The sequence below is a fragment of the Jiangella rhizosphaerae genome (assembly GCF_003579925.1).
Classification (GTDB): domain Bacteria; phylum Actinomycetota; class Actinomycetes; order Jiangellales; family Jiangellaceae; genus Jiangella; species Jiangella rhizosphaerae.
The window spans coordinates 1-19,062 of the sequence record NZ_QUAL01000157.1 but is presented as its reverse complement, the minus strand read 5'-3'; the positions used below and the strand labels follow the sequence as shown (position 1 = coordinate 19,062).

At 70.4% G+C, this 19,062-nt stretch carries 14 protein-coding genes; 7 read left to right on the top strand and 7 right to left on the bottom strand.

All coding sequences use genetic code 11. The features are described from left to right. Positions 1-27: 27 nt before the first annotated feature. Together DY240_RS16500 and DY240_RS16495 are read right to left on the bottom strand one after the other, a co-directional pair. Entirely contained in the window at positions 28-753 is a 726-nt protein-coding gene (locus tag DY240_RS16500; RefSeq protein WP_119660940.1) for an MIP/aquaporin family protein, read from the bottom strand. An 83-nt stretch (positions 754-836) separates the two neighbouring features. After that, complete coding sequence (locus tag DY240_RS16495) at positions 837-3,017, bottom strand: acyltransferase family protein (protein WP_158602882.1); 2,181 nt, start codon at positions 3,015-3,017, stop codon at positions 837-839. 146 nt (positions 3,018-3,163) lie between these two features. Here DY240_RS16495 and DY240_RS16490 point away from each other — a divergent pair, with 146 nt between their 5' ends. Further along, entirely contained in the window at positions 3,164-5,596 is a 2,433-nt protein-coding gene (locus tag DY240_RS16490) for an asparagine synthetase B family protein (RefSeq protein ID WP_147375361.1), read from the top strand. Here the strand turns inward: DY240_RS16490 and DY240_RS16485 are convergent. Next, positions 5,553-7,520, bottom strand: coding sequence for a glycosyltransferase (locus DY240_RS16485; protein ID WP_119660937.1), 1,968 nt, complete (start codon positions 7,518-7,520; stop codon positions 5,553-5,555). The genes DY240_RS16490 and DY240_RS16485 overlap by 44 nt on opposite strands. A gap of 100 nt (positions 7,521-7,620) precedes the next feature. Here DY240_RS16485 and DY240_RS16480 point away from each other — a divergent pair, with 100 nt between their 5' ends. Then, positions 7,621-9,042, top strand: coding sequence for a glycosyltransferase (locus DY240_RS16480; RefSeq protein ID WP_119660936.1), 1,422 nt, complete (start codon positions 7,621-7,623; stop codon positions 9,040-9,042). Here the strand turns inward: DY240_RS16480 and DY240_RS16475 are convergent. Then, positions 9,024-10,253: a class I SAM-dependent methyltransferase gene (locus DY240_RS16475; protein ID WP_147375360.1), complete on the bottom strand. Its 1,230-nt coding sequence runs from the start codon at positions 10,251-10,253 to the stop codon at positions 9,024-9,026. The genes DY240_RS16480 and DY240_RS16475 overlap by 19 nt on opposite strands. A gap of 227 nt (positions 10,254-10,480) precedes the next feature. Between DY240_RS16475 and DY240_RS16470 the strand changes: the two genes are divergently transcribed. From DY240_RS16470 to DY240_RS16460, 3 genes are all read left to right on the top strand, one after another. Continuing rightward, positions 10,481-10,927: a hypothetical protein gene (locus tag DY240_RS16470; RefSeq protein ID WP_119660934.1), complete on the top strand. Its 447-nt coding sequence runs from the start codon at positions 10,481-10,483 to the stop codon at positions 10,925-10,927. Between the two features lie 62 nt (positions 10,928-10,989). Continuing rightward, on the top strand, positions 10,990-11,709 hold the full coding sequence (locus DY240_RS16465; protein ID WP_119660933.1) for an MIP/aquaporin family protein: 720 nt from the start codon (positions 10,990-10,992) through the stop codon (positions 11,707-11,709). Positions 11,710-11,890: 181 nt separating this feature from the next. After that, positions 11,891-13,837, top strand: coding sequence for a hypothetical protein (locus DY240_RS16460; protein WP_119660932.1), 1,947 nt, complete (start codon positions 11,891-11,893; stop codon positions 13,835-13,837). A 33-nt stretch (positions 13,838-13,870) separates the two neighbouring features. Here the strand turns inward: DY240_RS16460 and DY240_RS32060 are convergent, their stop codons facing one another. Beyond that, positions 13,871-15,070, bottom strand: a complete 1,200-nt coding sequence (locus tag DY240_RS32060) for an NHL repeat-containing protein (RefSeq protein ID WP_158602881.1) — start codon at positions 15,068-15,070, stop codon at positions 13,871-13,873. Positions 15,071-15,159: 89 nt separating this feature from the next. Between DY240_RS32060 and DY240_RS16450 the strand changes: the two genes are divergently transcribed. Beyond that, complete coding sequence (locus tag DY240_RS16450; protein ID WP_119660931.1) at positions 15,160-15,462, top strand: hypothetical protein; 303 nt, start codon at positions 15,160-15,162, stop codon at positions 15,460-15,462. 8 nt (positions 15,463-15,470) lie between these two features. On the opposite strand, the gene DY240_RS16445 is transcribed toward DY240_RS16450, so the two are convergent. Both DY240_RS16445 and DY240_RS32915 read right to left on the bottom strand, forming a co-directional pair. Then, positions 15,471-16,019, bottom strand: coding sequence for a hypothetical protein (locus tag DY240_RS16445; RefSeq protein ID WP_119660930.1), 549 nt, complete (start codon positions 16,017-16,019; stop codon positions 15,471-15,473). A gap of 2 nt (positions 16,020-16,021) precedes the next feature. After that, a complete protein-coding gene (locus DY240_RS32915; RefSeq protein ID WP_199701623.1) occupies positions 16,022-18,220 on the bottom strand; it encodes a glycosyltransferase in 2,199 nt (732 codons plus the stop codon). 141 nt (positions 18,221-18,361) lie between these two features. On the opposite strand from DY240_RS32915, the gene DY240_RS16435 reads away from it, so the two are divergent. Further along, positions 18,362-18,979, top strand: a complete 618-nt coding sequence (locus tag DY240_RS16435) for a hypothetical protein (protein ID WP_119660929.1) — start codon at positions 18,362-18,364, stop codon at positions 18,977-18,979. The last annotated feature ends 83 nt before the right edge of the window (positions 18,980-19,062 follow it).

Below are 19,062 nucleotides of genomic sequence, written 5' to 3'. Positions count from 1 at the left end.
GCCGCCACGATTGGCGAAAGAAGCGGCCTAAGGGAGCAGCGACGACCCCGGCGGCGGCGGGAGCACGTGAGAGCGGTTGCCTGAGCTGTCGCGGATAGGGCTGTCGCCGCCGGAGACGGCGAACCGGTAGAGCGCCCACGCCAATACCGCGCCGATGAGTGGACCGCCCAGCCAGGCGGCGACGCCGTCCCACTCCCCACTGACGACGGCAGGGCCGAAACCCCTGGCCGGGTTCATTGCGCCGCCGGTCAGCGGGGCGATCGCGAAGAACCCGGCAGTCACGCTGATCCCGATAGCCATCGGGTAAACCGACGAGGGGGCCCGCTGGTCGACCACGGTCCCCAAAATCACCAGGACGAGGACGAAAGTGGCCATCGCCTCGGCGATAACTGCGCCGGTCACGCTGACATTCTCCTCGAGGAACACCGGCGTGGCGGCGGTGACGACATCGCCGTCAGCGATCAACATGATGGCGAGGGCGCCGGCGGCGGCACCGAGGAACTGCGCGATCCAGTATGCGACGGCGGCAAGGATGTCGATCTGCCTGGACAGCAGGTATGCCAACGTGATCGCGGGGTTGAAATGTCCACCGGAGACATGACCCAGCGCCGCCACCAAGGCGGCAGTCGCGAACCCATAGGTCAACGCAGCTGGAATGATTCCTGGTCCGATCGTGGCGACGGTGACCATGAGTGCGATCAGCAAGAACGTCCCGACCGCCTCCGCAATGACGTTGCGGCTCAGGTTGTCCATGCAGTCCTCTTTCTCGGTTCGTCGACGACGACAGCGCGGATCACGGCGTCGCGGCGCTGGAAATCGTACCCAGCGCACCGACCTCAGCGCATGACCTCCATCAGCGCTTCGTCGAGCCGAGGCGTCAACGTCGAGACGTAGGTGGCGGTCAGATGGGACCCCCGCCGGTACACCAGGACGTTGCCGATCACGGCCGGGCAAGCCTCACCTGGGCATATGTAGTCACGCAAATCGACCGACGAGATGCCGTCGGCACGTTCCAGGGCCGGGAGCTGGGCAGCAGCGCCGCCGCCCTTCCGCTCACGGTCATCCCTGGAGAACGCGCACTCACCCAGTTCGTCTGGATGCTCGGCGACGCACTCCATCACGTCGATGGACGGGTTCGGGTTGTCGATCATCACGACGACCTGGCGTCCGGCCTCCTCGAGTCCCTCCCACACGCCGACCATGTCGTCGATCATGGCGTCGCTCTGCTCGGCGTCGGACGCGTCGGGGCCGAGATAGGCCCTCGAGGCGACTTGGGAGGTGATCACGTAGTCGATGGCGTCGTCGGTCCGCAACGTGTCGTATCTCGCCTCGTTGTACGCCGTGCAGTCCTCGTTAGGGGCGTCCTCGAACACAACGTCGCCGGTGATCAGCGGACAGCCGCTTTTCAGGTACGTGACGAGATGCCACCCGCGTTCGTCGGCGATCTGCTGGAAGGCCGTGAGCCATTGATGCATCTTCGAGTCGCCGACGATCGCGACGGTGATCTCGGCGTCAGCGGGCCCATACGTGCAGCTTTCGAGATCGGTCCCCTCGATGTCGCTGATGCACAGCTCACCGTCGAGCCGGGCCACGTCGTCCGGTGCCTCCAGCGCAGTCGGCGTGATGTACTCCACCGAGTCGACCACCTCGCCGTCGGGATCCTCGTCGGGCTCGTCGTCTAGCACGGCCGCGCCCTGCGCCTGCGAGGTGACCGCGTACGACGGCGGCTGCGGGACGGCCTGCGAGACGAGCATGGCGGCGGCCACGCCGATCGCGGTGCACCCGACACCCAGCACCGCGGCCCAGCCGGGGAGCCGGACGAGCAGCTTCGCGTGGTGGATCGGCGCCTCGACCAAGCGGTAGGTGAGCCAGGCCGGGACGACCGAGAAGCCCACTACCACCACGCCTGTGGCGACCGGCAACGTGCCGTCGTCGCCGCCCCACATGACGGCCGCCGCGATGAGCAGCGGCCAGTGCCAAAGATAGAGCGAATACGACAACGTGCCGATGTCGCGCATGACCGAGGTGTCGAGCACCAGGTCGGCCAGGGTTCGCCGGCCCACGGTTCCGGCGGCGATGACCGCGGCGGCACCGAGCGTGGGCAGCAGGGCCGCTGTACCCGGGAAGGGTGTGCCGGAGTCGTAGGCGACGACGGCGACGACGATCGCGGCGAGCCCTCCGGCGCCGAGTGCGTGGGCCCAGGCGACGGGGAGACGGGGGAGGCGGTGGGCGATGATCGCCAGCGCAGCGCCGACGGCCAGCTCCCACAGCCGGGTGGTCGACACGAAGTACGCCGGGCCAGGGCTGGTCTCGGTGAGATAGATCGACCAGATCAGCGACGGTATGCCGATTGCGGCGATGCCACCGAGGAGTACCCGGGTGATCGAGAGATGAAAGCGCCGCTGCAACCACAGCAGCACCAGGATCAGCAACGGCCAGACCAGGTAGAACTGCTCCTCCACGGCCAGCGACCAGAAATGCTGGACGGGGCTGGGCGCGTCGTCGCTCGCGAGGTAGTTGACCGATTGATCCGCGAGCCGCCAGTTCACGACATAGAGGGCGCTCGTCGCGATGTCCCAGGCGATCGACGCCCACCGGGTGACCGGCAACACGACCATCGTGATCACGGCGACGGCAGCGAGGACAACAGCAGTCGCGGGGAGGAGGCGTCGTACACGGCGAGCCCAGAACCGGGTGAGGCTCAGCCGGCCGGTGCGGCCGATCTCGCGGTCGATGAGGCCGGTGATGAGGAATCCGGAGATGACGAAGAAGACGTCCACCCCGACGAAGCCACCCGACATGAACGGCAGCCCGGCATGGAATCCCAGCACCGCGATTACGGCGACGGCGCGCAATCCCTGGATGTCGCCTCGGAACCGCTGGGCATCGGCGGGCAGGCGACCGGCCGCGCGGGTCCGCGGCCGCGCCGTCGCCGAGGTCGGCGGTGGAGGCGGCACCGGCGGCACGGCGGTGGTTGAGGATTGGTGCATCGGGTTTCGCGATCTCCGGGTGATCAACGGCACGATTCTGCATTGCCACAGACCGCGTCAGTCTAGACGAGGCGGCATGGGCTGCCGCGAATCCGAGGAGCAGGCACATCACCGCTGCTAGCATGTCAGGCCGTCTACGACGGGTTTCCGAATCGACCGAGATGGGGTACTGCATGGCGGACGCGCCGATCGAGGTGCACGACCACGCCCCCGTGTCGCCCACGGAGATCCCGGTCGCGGAGGATTCCGGGCACCTGCTCTACGCCAGGGGCTTCCTCCTCACGTCGTCCCCGGTGACGGCTCCGGTGGATCATTGGCGGCGGGCACGGCTCGGCGCATGGTATCTGGCGTACGACCCCCGTAACGCATTGACGGTGGCATCGACGGATGACGGTGTCTGGGTCGCCTTGATAGGGCTCGCGCTGGACCTGAACGGCCTGTCCGCCGACCGTTCAGCCGTCGTGAGGTCGCTGCTCACGGCTCGCCGGCGCGGCCGGCTCGCCTACCTAGCGGCCATCGACGACCTCGTCGGCCGATTCGTAGTGATCGACGGTGACGGCACGGCGACCCGGCTGCAGACCGACGCCACGGCGATGCGCAGTGTCTTCTACGCCTCCGCGTCGCTCCCGCGCGTCGTGGCCGGTCATGCTCAGCTCGTGGCGGAGGTCGCGGGCGCGGACCGAAGCGGGTTCGCCGCCGGTGGCTGGCTCACCGACCACGGCGCTTACTGTCTGCCGGGGCGCGCGACACCGTACGCCGGAGTCGCACAGCTGACACCGAACACTGAACTCGAACTGGAGTCCCGCGAGGTCCACCGCGTCTATCCGCGGACCGCTCCTGAGCCGGCGAGTGTCGACGAGACCGTGGACGAGCTCCGCGAGCTCCTTCAGGGGCAGGTCAGGGAGTTGGCCGCCAGGACGCCGTTGATGACATCCCTGACCGCTGGGATGGACAGCCGGACGACGCTTGCGGTCACCCGTCCCGTCCACGAGTCGGTCCGCTACTTCACGTACAGCCTGCGATACGGCGCACACGTCGACAATGCCGGCCACGCGCTGGATCTCACGACGGCCCGCACGCTTGCCGGCGGCCTGCGACTCGACCACCAGGTCGTCATAGTGGGGGGGACGGTCGAGGACGAGGGACTGCGCCGTGTCATGGCGCGCAACTCCCAGCGGATCCACAACCGAGGGTTGGCCGCCGCTTACCTGACGGACCTGCCCGCCGACCGGCTCCACCTGCGGTCGAACCTCTTCGAGATCGGTCGGGCGTACTACCGGGCGCAGCGTCGGGAACGGCCCGAGCTGACCCCTGAGACGATGGCCGCGATTCTCTGCAAGAAGAACGCCACCGATCCCGACGTGGTGGCGGAGTTCGCCGCCTTCGTGGCAGACACCGGGCACACCCGGTTCGACGGCTACGACCCGTACGACCTCTTTTACTGGGAGCACCGGTCCGGTGTCTGGCTCTCGACGGTGTACCTGGAGAGCGACCTCGCTCACGACACCTACACGGTGCTGAACTCGCGGCGGATCTACGGCCTGCTGCTCGGCGTTCCGCTGGAATCGCGCATTCGCGGCGACGTCTACCTCGGCCTGCTGCGCTCGATGTGGCCGGAGCTGCTGGACTGGCCGGTGAACGGCCGGCCGCGAGCGCCTGAATCGCCCCGTGCGAGCTCGCCGCGGGCCGCGGCACCCGCCAGGGCGGTGGCACCGACGCCGACATTCGACACGCGCCACCAGCTCGCCGTTCAGGAACACCCTGATGTGGAGCGCTTCGAGCTCGCGGTGCCCGCCGGCGTCAGCCGGCACCGCATCGTGCTGGAGCCGAACGATCCGCGCGGCCGCAGGGACGAACCACTCTCGCTCGAGGCGATGGTGGCAGCCCGTGACAGTGCGAACCTGCTCGTCGTTTTCCACGGCGCCACCGATCGCGCCAAGTACGAGCACCCGCGGTTCGAGTGGCAGTCGACCCTCGCCGAGTTCGACGCCTCCGTGCTCTACCTGGCCGATCCGGTGCTCGCCCTCGCCCCGGACATCACCCTCGGATGGTACGTCGGCACCTCCGCCGTGGACGTCAGCCGTCATTGCGCGCGGCTGGTGGAGCGTCTGGCCGGAATGCTCTCGGCCACCAGGGTGATCATGACGGGGACGTCGGGCGGCGGGTTTGCGGCGCTCGCCGCCTCGCGGCTGGTGCCGGGCTCGATCGCGGTGCCGTTCGCCCCGCAGACCACGGTCTCTCGCTACTACAAGCGCCGTGTGCGCGACTACCTCACGCTGGCGTTCCCGGATCACGAGCTCGAGGCCGTGCCGGCGCTGTTCGCAGACCGGCTCGACATGGTCGAGCAGTACGCCAAAGCGACCGACAACTACGTGTACTACGTCCAGAACCTCCGCGACGCCTTCCACATCCGTGAGCATCTGGTGCCGTTCGCCGCCGCGGCCGGCATCACCGGCGTCGGCGGGACCTCGGCCGACGGCAGCCGCATGATCGTGCTGGAGGACCTGCGCGAGGGCCATGGCCCGCCGCCGAAGGCGCAGTTCGTCGAGCAGCTCGTGAAGGCTAGGAAGTTCCTGACGCAACGCGCGGCCGATCGAACCAGCTGACGGGAAGCGCCGCCGGCTCCGGCGCCGGGCCGGCGATCCCCGGCGGCGGCGCGAACCCCGGCCACTGGTCGACGTCGCCCAGCAAGAAGTACTCGACCCCTGGATCCCAGGTGTGGCCTTGGGCGGCGCGCATGACGACGATGCTCAAGCCGTGCGATCGGTACATGGAGCCACCGGAGTCAAGGACGGATTCGGCAAGAGCGGTGTCGACGCCCCGTTGGCTCGGCCGCCAGCCACCCACCGCGGCGAGCGTGTCCTTGCCCACGAGCAACGCCGCGCCTGGCACCCGCGGGGCGTAGCAGTGGCCGCTGGCGCGGTGACGGCGGACGGTGATGTCCAGGGCCTCGAGGTAGAGGAACTCCGCCCCGGCGCCGACCACTTCGGCAGCGGAGTACTCAGCGGCGTGCACGAGGTCGGTGACGTGGTGGCGGCTGTACCAGTCGTCGTCATCCATCTTGGTGATCAGCTCGCCCGAAGCAAGCGCGCTGAGGTCGTTGAGCATGTCGCCGAGAACCCGGGTCGCCGGGACCTCCGTGACCACCAGCGGGCCCGGGTACGAGGCCTCCAACTCGCGGACGCGCGGGTGGCCGCGGTCGAAACCGTGCAGGCCGACCACCAGCTCGATGTTCGGCCAGTCCTGCGCCGCGACCTGCTGGGCGGCCCGCGGCAGCAACTCCGGTCGGCGTGTGGCGAGGATGACGGAGACGGGCGCCGGCGGCCGCGCCGGCCGGCCGAGCCGGTCGGCGATTGCCGTCCAGCGGCGGCGCGCACCGTGGCGCTCGAAGGCCAGCCTCCGGATGGCCATGCAGTACGCCTCACGCCGGACGCGGTCCGCGAGGTCCGTGGCGGTGACGGACTCGAAGGCCTGCGCGAGCGGGTCGCCGATGAGCCGGCGGACTGTGTCGCTGAGCCCGCTCACGAGTACGGGGAGCGCTGCACACGCCGCTTGAACGAGGAAGGACGCCTGCTGGACCGGCCCATCGTGGACCCACGGGTCATCATGGACGGCGCGATAAGACCGTACCTGATCCACGACTCGGTCACTGAGTCCGGACCACGCGTCGAACGGAGCAGTCGGCCGGCCCGATCGGTCCACGAGAACCAGGCGCGGAACGGTGGTCGAGCTCATACGCCTCAGCCAGACGTCGTCGCCGCTGCTGTCGACGAGGAACCCGATCGGGCGCAACGTATCGGTGTCGACCGGTGGGAGGAGTTCGTCCGTGCGGGTGAGTGAGACGAAGCGCTCGAGGGACTCGCGCGGAGCGCCGATCAGGTCGGTCCAGGTCGGGCGCCGTTCGTCCCCGCCTACCTGAAGGGCCGGAACGCCGAGGGACGCTTCCTCGCCGGTCCCGAGCACGACGTCCACCCGCTCGGGGCCGCCGCCGTCCGCCGGATGCTGGTCCGGCCGCAGGCGAATCGACGAGGGGTCGCCACATGCCCAGTTCATCGCCGTCGGGCTGTCATGGGCGATGCCGACCCGCAGCCCGGCGGTAGGTCGCTGAAATCGGCCGGGACCGCTCTGCAGGACGGCCGCCAGAGCGTCGCCGAGTCGGACGACGCTCCTGAATCGGACGGTAAGTCGTACGTGCCGGGTCCGGACGGGCTTGTCGACGCTGATCAGTTGCGCTGTGGACACAATACGGCCCGCGACTGTACGGGGCGGAACGGTCAGCAGCCCGGGGCGAGGCCGCCCGCCGACCACGATGTCGATCACCCGAGTCTCGCAGTCCATGCCAACCAGCTGCGGGGCGAACGAGCGCAGCGCTGTGACCGAGTCGGCGACGACGACCACACGCTCCCACGGCGCTTCGGCGAGGCGTTTGACATCTCCGTCGAACAACTCGGAAAAACCGAGCACCGTGTCGCATCCGCGCCCAGACACGCGATCGATCAGCTCATCATCGGACGAGATGAGCAGTCCCAATGCAGTCACGGTTCGTATTCCCGCCTTCCGGAGTCGGAGGCACACTACCTGAGTCTTGTCGCTAGAGTCTGGCTCCGGTATCCCAAGTCGAGGAGAGTTGATGATCACCAGTGCGCGTCGGGTTGCGGCAAAGCGCAACGACTGGCGGAGTCTCATGCCGCGGGCGCTGGGCGACCCGATCACCACTCCGGTGTCCGTGAGCGTGATCATTCCGGCACACAACGATCAGCCGGAACTGGACCTGGCGCTGGCGGCTCTGGCCGCGCAGAGTCATCCCGCGGAGCTGCTCGAGGTGGTCGTCGTCGACGACCGGTCGGAACCTCCCCTGCGGCTGCCGGAGTCTCGTCCCGCGCACACCACGCTGGTGCGAGTCGAGGGCGGCGGGCACGGTTCAGGTCATGCGCGAGACGTCGGCGCGCGGCGAGCCGGTGGCGATGTGCTGCTGTTCATCGACGCCGACATCATCGCCGACCGGCATCACGTCGAGGCACACGCGCGATGGCATGAGATCATCGATGACGCCGTCGTGCTGGGCTTCCGCGACTTCGTCGATGTCGGCGGCATCACGGTCGACCAGGTGCGGTCCGCGGTCGAACAAGGCGACGTCGGTACGCTGGTCGAGGGCCGGCCCAAGGAACCGCACCTCTGGATCGACCAAGTACTGGAGATGACCGACGATCTCACCACGGATCGCGAAGATCTGTGGCGTCCCGTCGTCGGCGCCAGCGTGTCCACCCGGAGTGCTTTGTACGAGGAGATGGGTGGATTCGCGCATTTCCCGCGTCGGGGGATTGTCGACACCGAGTTCGGTTACAGGTGCTTCACTGCCGGTGGCGTCATCATCCCGGAACGTGCCGCCTACAGCCTTCACCAGGGGCAGCGATCGTTCGCGATCAACGGAGCAGAACTGGCGCGGAAGCGCGCGCCGCTGATCGCCAACTACATTGCCAACCCCCGGTACCGGCCGCCGGTGAGCGGACGGCAATGGGCCGTGCCCTATCTCCGGGTCGTCGTCCCGCCGTCGAACCGGAGCTTCTCGGCCGTCAGGAACACCGTCGACGACATCCTCGCGAACGACTTCGACGACCTCGCGATCAGCGTCGTGTATGACCCGGCTTCGGCCGACGCAGACCTCTACGTAGACTACTGGCAGTCGGAAGGGCGGGTGCGACTCGTCACGGAGGCGCCACGCTCAGGCTTTCCGAGTCCGGCGACCATGATGGTGCCGGTCGGAACGCGCCTCGCGGCGACGGCCTTGAGCGGCCTCATGGCCCGCTGGCGCACCTGGACGCATGGCCTCATCAGCATCAGTGTGACCGGTGTCGACGCACCGCTCGAGCTCTGGGCGACGCGGGCACTGCACCGGTCGTACCGCGTGAGTGACGAAGCCGGCCTGCGCGACGCCGCACGCGAACTGTTCGGCGAGGCATGGGTCGCCGGCGCCGACCATGGCGTCGGCACAGAGTCCGGCGCCTCAGACCACCGCTTCGCCCAAGGCCGGTATCACCTGGGTCGCCGGTAGGCGAACACGGCGGACCGGTCGGTCCCCGCGGTGTCGCGGGTGAGGCCGGGGACCTCTGTGAGCCACGCTTCGGCGGCCTCCTGCTCCTCGGGCCGGTCCACGTCGTCGAGAACCACTCGCGCGACCGGTGCGAGCCGGTGCCCGAGCAGCGGCACCGCGGGGTAGCGTGCCCGCGGGCCGCTGGCGCGCGGCGGGCCGTCGACCAGGAGCAGCTCGATATCCTTGAGGTCCTTGATGGCGTCGGGCTGATACCAGTTGAAGACCTGACCGGCCAGCTCGACCTCGACCAGCGGCGCGTGCCGCACCTCGGCCACGTCGGTCAGTCCGTGACTGCTCAACATATGCCTGGTCTCGTCGGCGTAGTGCTCGTCATGCTCGAGCGCGACCACCCGGCCCGACCGCCCCTGTGCTTCGAGTGCGTAGGCCAGCCACACCGTGGAGGCACCGCTCCCACACTCCACGACCAGTCCTGGACGGGTGTCGTCGACGAGTTGGACCAGCCGGAGGAGCGCGGAGGGCTCCATGGCCCAGCCGCCCGTGGCGGGCAGCGCGGCGCGGGCGTTCACCCGGCTCATCAATTGCATGAGAGCCTGCACCTGGCGGACCGGCTCGTAGGCGAGCTTGTCGACGCGCTGGCGAAGAGCGACCTGCTGCCGCTTGTTCTCGCGGTTGGCATCGTCGAGGTTGCCGAGCACCTCACGCCGGAGCCCCGAGATGCCGTCGGCCGCGGCGGCGACGTTCTTCTTGAGATCGGCGACGCCCTTGGCCGTGGCGGTCACATCGGCCAGATGGCCGAGTATCTCGACGTGCCGTTCGGCAGCCGCCAGGCGCTCCTGGGCCAGGCCGGTGAGCGTGCTCGTTCCGGCGGTCTCCATACGTCCGACCGCCAATTGGAACTCGTCGGTCAGGACACTGAGGGAACGCCGGGTGGCCGCCTCGACCTCGGCGGGAAGGTGCTGGAGCCGCTCGGTCCTGCGCAGGTCGGTCAATTGGCGCTGGGCCATCTTCTTGAGCCTGCCGGCCAGCTCGCCTTGGCGGCGCCGGACGTCGATGACGAGGAGGAGCAGGCCGGTGAGCAGCAGGCCCAGCGCAGCTATCGCGACATCGGTGGCGCCGGCGAGGCCGGCTACCGCCGTGACCAGGCCGAGTGCAGCAGTCACTGCGCTCATTGCGAGTTGACGACCCGTCATGCCCAACACGAATTCGCCCAACCTTCCTTCGTCAATGTGGCCGTGAGACTACCCTTTCGCACGGCGGCACGGGCAAGAAGCATGGCCGTGGCCGCAGCCCGGCGCGCGCCATTCGACCCGAGGAGATCCAGAGATTGCGGGTGTTCGTACTCGGCACGGGCCGTTGTGGTTCGGGCACGTTCCTGAAGGCCTGTCGACACATCGACAACTACACCGCCGGTGCCGAATCGTTACCGAACGGTGAGATATTGGCGAATCGGCTCGACTACCCCGAGGCGCACATCGAGGTCGACAGGCGGCTGCTCGCCAACCTCGACGGACTCAAGTCGGCGTTCGGATCGGACTCGCTGTTCGTCCATCTGCGGCGCGAGTCGGCGGACGTCGCGGAGAGCATCGCCAGCGACTGGCACGCGCAGGAGCCGGTCATGCGCACGCTGGCGCCCGACGTCGACATCTCGGCTGGGACGAGCCCGCTCGACCTCGCACGACGCTACGTCGACTCCGTCAGAACCGCCATCGAGGCGTTCCAGGCGACGGTCCCATACTCCATGACGATCGACCTCGAACGCGCCAAGAGCCAGTTCGCCGAGTTCTGGTACCGGATCGGCGCCGAAGGCGACCACGCGGCGGCGATCGATGAGTTCGACCGCCGGTACGACGCCGTCCGCTCAGACGCGTGGCGATCAGCACGATAAGGTCCCCGTGGTGGGGTATGCCCGGAGGCGACATGGCGGGCTGCGACGGGAGGGGCTCGTAGATGGCAGACAGCTGGCTTCGGAACGCGATCGCTGAGGCGGTGGGCACGCTTTCGGTGGTGTTCGTGACCGTGGCGACGCTGGGCATCGCCGGACAGGCGACGCCGACGGTGCTGGCCTACGGGTTCGTCGTCATGGGGATGGTCGCCGCACTCGGCCATGTCTCCGGAGGCCACTTCAACCCGGCCATCACGCTGGCCATGCTGCTGGCGAAGAAGATCGACGCTCTCGGCGCAGGCATCTACTGGGCGGCGCAGCTCGCTGGCGCCGCCCTCGGTGCCGTGCTCGTGGCAGTAGTGGCTGGCGACGATGCGGTGGCCGTCGCGACGCCGGCAGTGAACGAGGAACTGATCAACGTCGGCGGCGCCATCGCGCTCGAGGCCATTGCGACGATGTTCCTCGTGCTCGTGGTGTTCGGCACCGTGCTCGACGAACGCTCGCCGCTGTCGATCTATCCGTTCGCCATCGGCGGTGCGGTCGTCGCAGGCAGCGCGTCGCTGCTGGCTCTCACAGGGGGAGCGCTGAACCCTGCCCGTGGGTTCGGTCCAGCCGTGGTGAGCGGTGAGTGGGACGACATTGCCACCTGGCTGGCCGGCCCGCTGGTCGGGGCCGTCCTGGCCTGGGCCCTGTATCACTTCGTCATCGCTGAACGACAGCGGAATCGCAGGCGCAAGCGGTACCCCGATCCGGTCCCGCCGCCGGGGCCGTCGCTGCTGCCCTGAGCCGGCGCGACCGGGTGCCCGCACTCCGGTCGCAACGCTCGGACGAGGTGACGCGGCGTCGGGGCACTCCGCTAGAGTCCTGCCTGCTGGGGCTCGTCGGTCAGCAAGGGGCACGGATGACCACGGCACGTCTGCGTGCGTGCTGGAGACCCTGCCTACGGCCGACGACGAAGGAGCATTGATGGGAGTACCAGACGAGGGCGGCGGCGAGTACACCTCGATCGACGTCGACGCGCTGGGGCAGGCGGTGGACGACCTCGCGGCGACGCTGACGGGGCTGACCGATCACATCAGCGGGCTCGAGCCCGACTTCGGGTACTTCGGGGTCGACAAGACCAACCTCAACAAGCTGCTCGAGGCCAAGGGCGACCTCGAGACCATCATGCCGGCCATGCGCCGCCGGCACAGCCTGGCCGTGCAGTTGCTGGCCGAGCAGCAGACCAACGGGTGGGCCGGCGACGGCGTGTTGCGGGTCCAGGGCAGCGACATCCTCAACGACGACTTCGCCTCGGTCGAGGAGGCCCAGAACGCCGGCAACGAGCTCGCCGACCAGGTCAACGAGAGCCACGGCGAGATCCCGCCGGAGGTCTACGAGCAGCTCGAGCAGTACGGCCACGACCCCGACTTCGCCGAGGCCTTCATCAACCGCCTCAGCCCCGAGGCACGCGCGCTGCTGCTGATGGACGCCGACATCCGCGCCGAGGGCGGTGGCGGCGAGGACGCCGACGACGGCCCGCAGCTGGCCGTGGCCGAGGTGTTCGCGACGGCCAGTTTCCGCATCGACTACGACGCCGAGTTCTTCAAGGGCATGAACGACGCGCTGCGCGACCTCGACCTGCCCGGCCCCAGCATCCGGGCGATGGAGACCTTCCTGCCGCTGCTCAACCACGGCGACTGGGACCACGGGTCGCTGGCCGCCGTCGCCGAGGCCGCGACGTCCGGCGACACCAACATCACCGGCATGGTGAACGCGCAGATGTGGGGCGACCTGTGGTCGGGCCTGGCGCGCAACCCGCGGGCCAGCGCCGAGTTCATGGCCGAGCACCAAGACCGCGTGTGGGAAGGCGCCCAGTTCGGCCAGTACGAGCACCAGGAGGCGTACGCCGATTTCGTTCGGGCCGCCACCGTCGACGCCAACTCCGTCTACGCGCGGCTGCGGCTCTACGACGAGGACCAGCCGAACCTCGCCGAGCAGAACGCCTCGTACCTCATCAACCAGGTGGGGTCGCTCGAGGAGCCGTTCCCGTTCAACGACCACATGCGCATGACGTTCGTCGCCATCACCGAGGAGTACTGGGACTCCCTCGTCTACACCTACTCGTCGCCGGGTGGCGTGGTCGACAACCCGGGCCGCGACGGCATCGAGGTCGACGCCGCCGCCTGGGAGAAGTTCGTCACCGAGGGCATGCGCAACCCCGAGGGCGCCGCGCAGCTGCACAACCTCATCACGACGTGGTACGACGACGCCATCGAGAACACGGCCGGCGCCCCCGAGCCCGGCTCGCACGAGTGGGACCGCAAGGTCGCCAACGGCCTGGCCGGCATGTTCGCGGGCTCGTGGAACACCGTCGTCGACGAGTTCGCCGAGGACGAGGCCGCGCGCGAGGAGTTCATCACGACGATGGTCGGCCACGGTGTCGATCTCATCCTCGACCCCAAGGGCACGGTCGACAGCCTGCTCGCGATGCCGAAGGAGCTGCTGGTCGGGGCGATCAAGCAGGGCTTCGCCAGCTTCATCACCGACGCCACGCGCCCCGACGGCCTGCCCGACCTCGACTACGACTTCACCGGCACCAACGCGCAGTGGGTGAACGGCGCGGTCGACGAGTACAACGCCCGCCGTGGCGACGGCGGCATCCCGCCGTACAACGACGGCGACGTCACCTGGGAGGGCGACCCGGCGTTCTACGAGGAGCTGTACGGTGCCAGGTTCACCGACTCCAGCGGCAACGTCCTCAACCCGAACGACCCCGACTTCCCGCAGGTCCCGGTCGACCCCAACGACCCCGACGGCGAGACGCAGCCCGATCCCGCCGCGCTGCACGCGTTCAACCAGTGGGCGCAGGACCCCGCGGTCCAGCTGCTGATGAGCGAGTGGAACATCGAGGGACAGGCCGGCGGCAACTGACGCCCGGCGCTCCGACGACGCCCGGGAGCCCGGTCAGGACGGCACGTCGTACGTGACGACGATGGTCTCCTGGCTGGCGACCGAGCTGACCAGTGCCGTGGCGATGGTGTCGTCGTCGAGCCAGGTGCTCACCGAGCCGATGACGCTCGCCGTCGTCACGGTGCCGTCGGACACGTAGAGCGCCGCCTCGGACTGCCGCGAGGCCTGGCTGTCGGGGTCGACGACGGCGTCGGCGTACGCCTGCGCCTCGCCGGCGGCGTCCTCGACGGTCCACGAGAACGCCGACCGGACGTCGGAGGACAGCTCGGCGGGGACGACCGGCGCGCCGACCAGCACGCCGGAGTCGCCGGCGGCGAACGTCGAGCGGTCGTCGACGCTCTCGTAGCCGGCGTCGAGCGCCTCGACCGCGTCCTCGAACGGCGCGGACTGCTCCGTGTTCGGCACGGTCGTCAGGCCGGACGTGTCGCCGCCCAGGACGCGGGTGAGACCGCCGTCCTCGACGCGCAGGACGCTGCGCCCGGTGCGCAGGTACACGTCGCCGCTGGGCGCGACGCTGACGAAGACCGGCCACGCCAGCGACTGCGACGTGGCCTCGGCGCCGTCCTCGGGGAACCAGCCGGTGTCGTCGCCGGAGCCGGGCTCGCTGGTGCCGGCGAGGGTGCTGATGGTGCCGTCGTCGTCGACCCGCCGCACCTGCTGGACGGAGTTGATGACGCCGCCGTCGGGGCTGTGCGTCTCGACGAACAGCACGCGGCCCTCGGGGTCGACGGCGATGTCGGCGACCGGGCCCAGCGCCGCGCCGGCGGCGTCGGTGCCGTCGGGCGCGCTGTCCGATCCGCCGTCGGACGGGACGCCGAAGGCGGGGACGACCTGGTCGCCGTCGACCTGGTAGACCGAGGACTCGCCCACGTCGGGCAGCTCGGCGAGCACGTACGCCGTCCCGTCGGGCGCCACCGCGAGGTCGGCGAGGGCGTTGACGCCGTCGGGCAGTCGCAGCTCGGTCGTCTCGGCGGCGCCGTCGGAGTCGATGCGGACCAGGCTGCTGTCGCCCGCCAGCGCCCACAGCGACTCGTCCGGGCCGGCGGTGAGCACTCTGACGGGCCCGGGCACGGAGCCGTCGCCGCCGGCCAGCAGCTCGACCTCGAAGCCGTCGCCGCCGTCGTCGTCGGACGTGCACGCTGTCAGGGTGGCCAGTGCGAGGATGACTCCGATGGCCGCTCTGCTGGTCCGCACGTGTTCATTCCCATCGTCGGCGTCGGCGGGCGTTCGCAGCCGCCATGCTAGCCTCACCGAAACGGTGACCGAATCATAAGTAGGTAGTGATGAGCGACGAAGTGCCGAACCCGTTCATCTCCGCGATGGAGGGCCTGAAGACGCGCACCTCCAACGCCGTCGAAGACACCCCCAACATGGACGCGCCCACCGGCTCCATCGGCGAGGGTCCGGCGTGGACGGGTAGCAAGGCCCGTGAGGTGCACGACGACTACCTCGCGCCCAACGCCGGGCCGGTCAAGACCGCGCTGAACAACCTGGTCGCCGACGTCGAGGCGGCCATCGCCGAGCTCGACCCCATGGTGCCCGAGGGCACCGCCCGGGCGATGCGCTACGACCTGCAGATGCGCTGACGCCCGGCTCAGCGCGGCGCGAGCGAGGCCAGCAGCAGCCGCTCGGTCCGGCCGAGCCCGTCCGGGCCGACGACCAGCGACGCAGTGCTGCGGTAGGTCGCGAAGACGGTGCCCAGCGTGGTCCGCACGTAGTCGTCCCACGACTGCGTCTCGTGCGGCCAGTCATCGGCCGGCAGCAGCAGTTCCGCCGGGTAGCCGTAGGCGCGTGCGGCCGCGAGCTCGGGCACGTCCATGACGATCACCGGCCGGAAGGCGGCGGTCAGCACCTGCAGTTCGGCGATCTCGTCGACGACGGCCCGGACGCGCTCAGCCGGCAGGCCGAGCAGCAGCAGCACGACGACCGGCAGCCGCTCCGTCCCGACGCCGGCCAGCAGCCGGCCGGCGGTGACGTCGAGCGGCGTGTGCTGCCTGGAGTCGACGGCGAACAGCCGGTGCACGACGGCGCGAGCGGTGGCGCTGCCGCGGATGCGCGGCACGACGGTGCGGCGGGCGTAGCGGTAGCCGGGGATGCGGCGCACGTGGCGCATGACGCGGCGCGGCTTGCGGCGGTCGGCCATGGTCAGTCCTGCCCTTCGACGGCGAGGCCGGTGAGGATGCGCGCGGCCTCCACCGCGCCGTTGCCGGGGTCGGCGTCGGCGACGTGCTTCACCATCGGCTCGCCCCGCTCCAGCAGGTCGGCCAGCAGCGGCGTCGCCTGGTCGACGGTGACGACCTCGAGCGCGTGCGCCCAGCCCTGCGCGGCCGCGTAGCGCGAGCGGCCTTCCTGGTCGTCCAGCGCGGTCGACCGGTTCGGCACGAACAGCGTGGGGACGCCGAACCGGAGCAGCTCGTGGAAGCTGTTGTAGCCGGTGGCGCTGACGGCGAGATCGAACGCGCGGTAGCGGCGCGACAGCGGGAAGTCGCGCACCACGTGCACGTCGTCGAGCCGGCCCTGGCCGGTCGCGATCTCCGGCTGCGTCACGCACACCTCGACGCCGAGCTCGCGCAAGGCGGCGACGACGGCGCCGAGGTCGCCGCTGGTGTCGTTGATGTTGCCCGCACCGAGCGAGACCAGCGCCAGGGGTGCCGACGGGTCCAGCCCGAGGAAGGCGCGCGCCTCGGCACGGGTGTCGAGGTCGTCGCGGTCGAGCAGCGTGACCGGGCCGACGCGGGTCGCCTCGGCCTGGGCCGTGACGCCCTGGTCGGCGGGTGCGGCGAATTCGCCCGGCTCGATGACGAGGTCGAACCAGCTCGACTTCGCCAGCTGGTCGCGGTTCATGCCGGCCCGCCACATGCCCCGTCGCGACCACACCCAGCCGATGCCCGGGTAGGCCCTGCGGACCAGGCCGAGCCCCTCGTACGGCCAGGTGCCGTCGAACACGACGACCGACGGGTGGATCCGCTCGATCGTCGCCGACAGCCGCGCGGCGAAGTACGCGTGCCAGCGGGCCGGCTCCAGACCGGTCGCCGACGCCGACGGCACGTACTCGTACGGGTGCCCGAACCGCCCGACGACCGGCGCGGCCTGCGACAGCGAGAAGAAGTGCGGCTCGACCGCCGGCGCGCACCGCTGGGCGTAGGCCAGCAGCCGGGTGAGGTGGCCCATGCCGGCGCCGTTGCTGCTGACGAACAGCGCCCGCGGCGGCCGCTCGCCGTGCGTTCGCACGGGGCCCGCGGACGGCGGCGCGGACGGCGACGGCGTCGCGCTGGGCGCCCCGATGAGCCGCTCCAGCCGGGCGACGTGCGCCTCGTGGCCGTACCGCTCGCGCGCGGTGCGGCGGGCGCGCTCGACCTGGGCGTCGTAGGCGGCGCGGTCGGAGTGGAGCGCCTCGACGACGCGGCGGACGTCGTGCGGCTCGGCGTAGACGGCGGCGTCGCCGAAGACCGGTTCGAAGTGCGGCGGCAGGATCGCCGGGACGCCGGTGGCCAGCGCCTCGAGGATGGTCCGGCCGAACGCCTCGACCCAGCGCGGGTTGTGGAAGTAGACGAAGAAGTCGAGCGAGGCGAGGAAGTCGCGCGGCGGCATCGCCCCGAACTCGAACACCTCCCAGCTCTCCGGCAGGTCGCCGAGCAGGTGCTCCACCGGTCCGGCGCCGCCGAGCACGCGCACCGTCCACGACCCGTCGACGGGGTAGACGGCGCGGAGGGTGGCGGCGTCGGCGGGCCACTTCTGCGGGGACGACCGGCTGTGCCGCCCGATGACGGGGCGGGTGCCCCGCGGGCCCGTGCCGGCCGGCCGGTCGACCGCCCAGGCGTCGACGTCGATGATGTTGACCCAGTCGGTCTCGGCGAGCGTGTGCGCGGGCACCCGGCCGGTGATGGCCTGCCGCACCAGGGGGCCGATCGGCGCCCAGAGCGGCTCGCGGCCGAACCGGTGCTTCGCGATCTCGTGCACCGCCTCGGGCCGGTAGTGCTCGTGCCCGTCGATGTCGTACGGCGCGGCGTTGGCGACGATGACGACGTGGTCGGCCTCGACCGGCGGCAGCTGGTCCGCTGCGTGCTGCAGGACCGCCGGGTGCCGGACCACGACGACCTTCGTCCGCACCGGCGCCCGGCCGACCAGCAGCCGCGCCCGCCCGGCCTCGACCGCTGCGCGGATGAGGCGGTTGACCGGCGACACCTTGGCGACCAGCGGCCCGTTCAGGCTGATCAGCCCGGTGCTGTAGCCGGCCCGGGCCTGCGCCGTGATCTCCTCGGCGATGCTGTGCGAGGTGCCGCCGGGGAAGCGGAGGTCCGAGACGTCGAGGACGTCGACAGTGCGGGTGCCGGGAGCAGGCATGGTTCCAGATCGTGCCACACCTGCGGCCCGGTGCCGATTCCGGCCGCATATCGGGGCAACCGGCCGGGCGCGCGGGGCGTCTACGGGTCAGACACGGCCGTGTTTCGTCCCGATTCCTCCAGCCCGACCCTGGGAGCACCCATGATGCAACCCGAGAACCCGACCACGGCCGACGACCGCTCCAGCCGGCGGCGGCTGCTGCGTGGCGCCGGGGCACTGGCCGGTGGCGCCGTCGCGACCGCGGCCGGCGTCGCGGCAGCCTCGTCCGCCCAGGCCGCCACCGGCGACCCGGTCCGGCTCGGCCGGCTGAACACGTCCGGCACCGCCGTCACGACGGTGCGCGGCGGCGGCACGGGCGTGCTGGCGGTCCAGAACCGCGGCGCCGGCGACGGCGTGGTCGCCACGGCCGACGACTCGATGCGGGCCGCCGTCCGCGCGACCAACCGGAACGCCGAGAACACCCTGGGCATCGGCGGTGCCGTCGTCGCGACCGGCGAGGAATGCGCCGCGGTCGTCGCCGTCGCGCACGCCGGACACGACTACGCGATCTACGCCTACGGCTACCGCGACGCGACCGAGTCGGAGCTGGGCAACGCGCTGCACGCCGTCGGCACGGTCTACCTGACCGGTCCCGTCTACGTCGAGGGCGACCTCGTCGTGAACGGCACCCTCTACTGCGACGACGTACGGCCGCTCAGCGACCGGCAGCGGGCCGAGCTGCGCAGCCGGGCCGGTCGGGCGCGGCCGCAGGCAGGCTGACGCGACGGGGCGACGGCGGCCGCCGCCCGCGCGTCAGGCGACGGCCGCCGTCACGCGTTCCGCGTCGACCCGGGCGGCCCGGC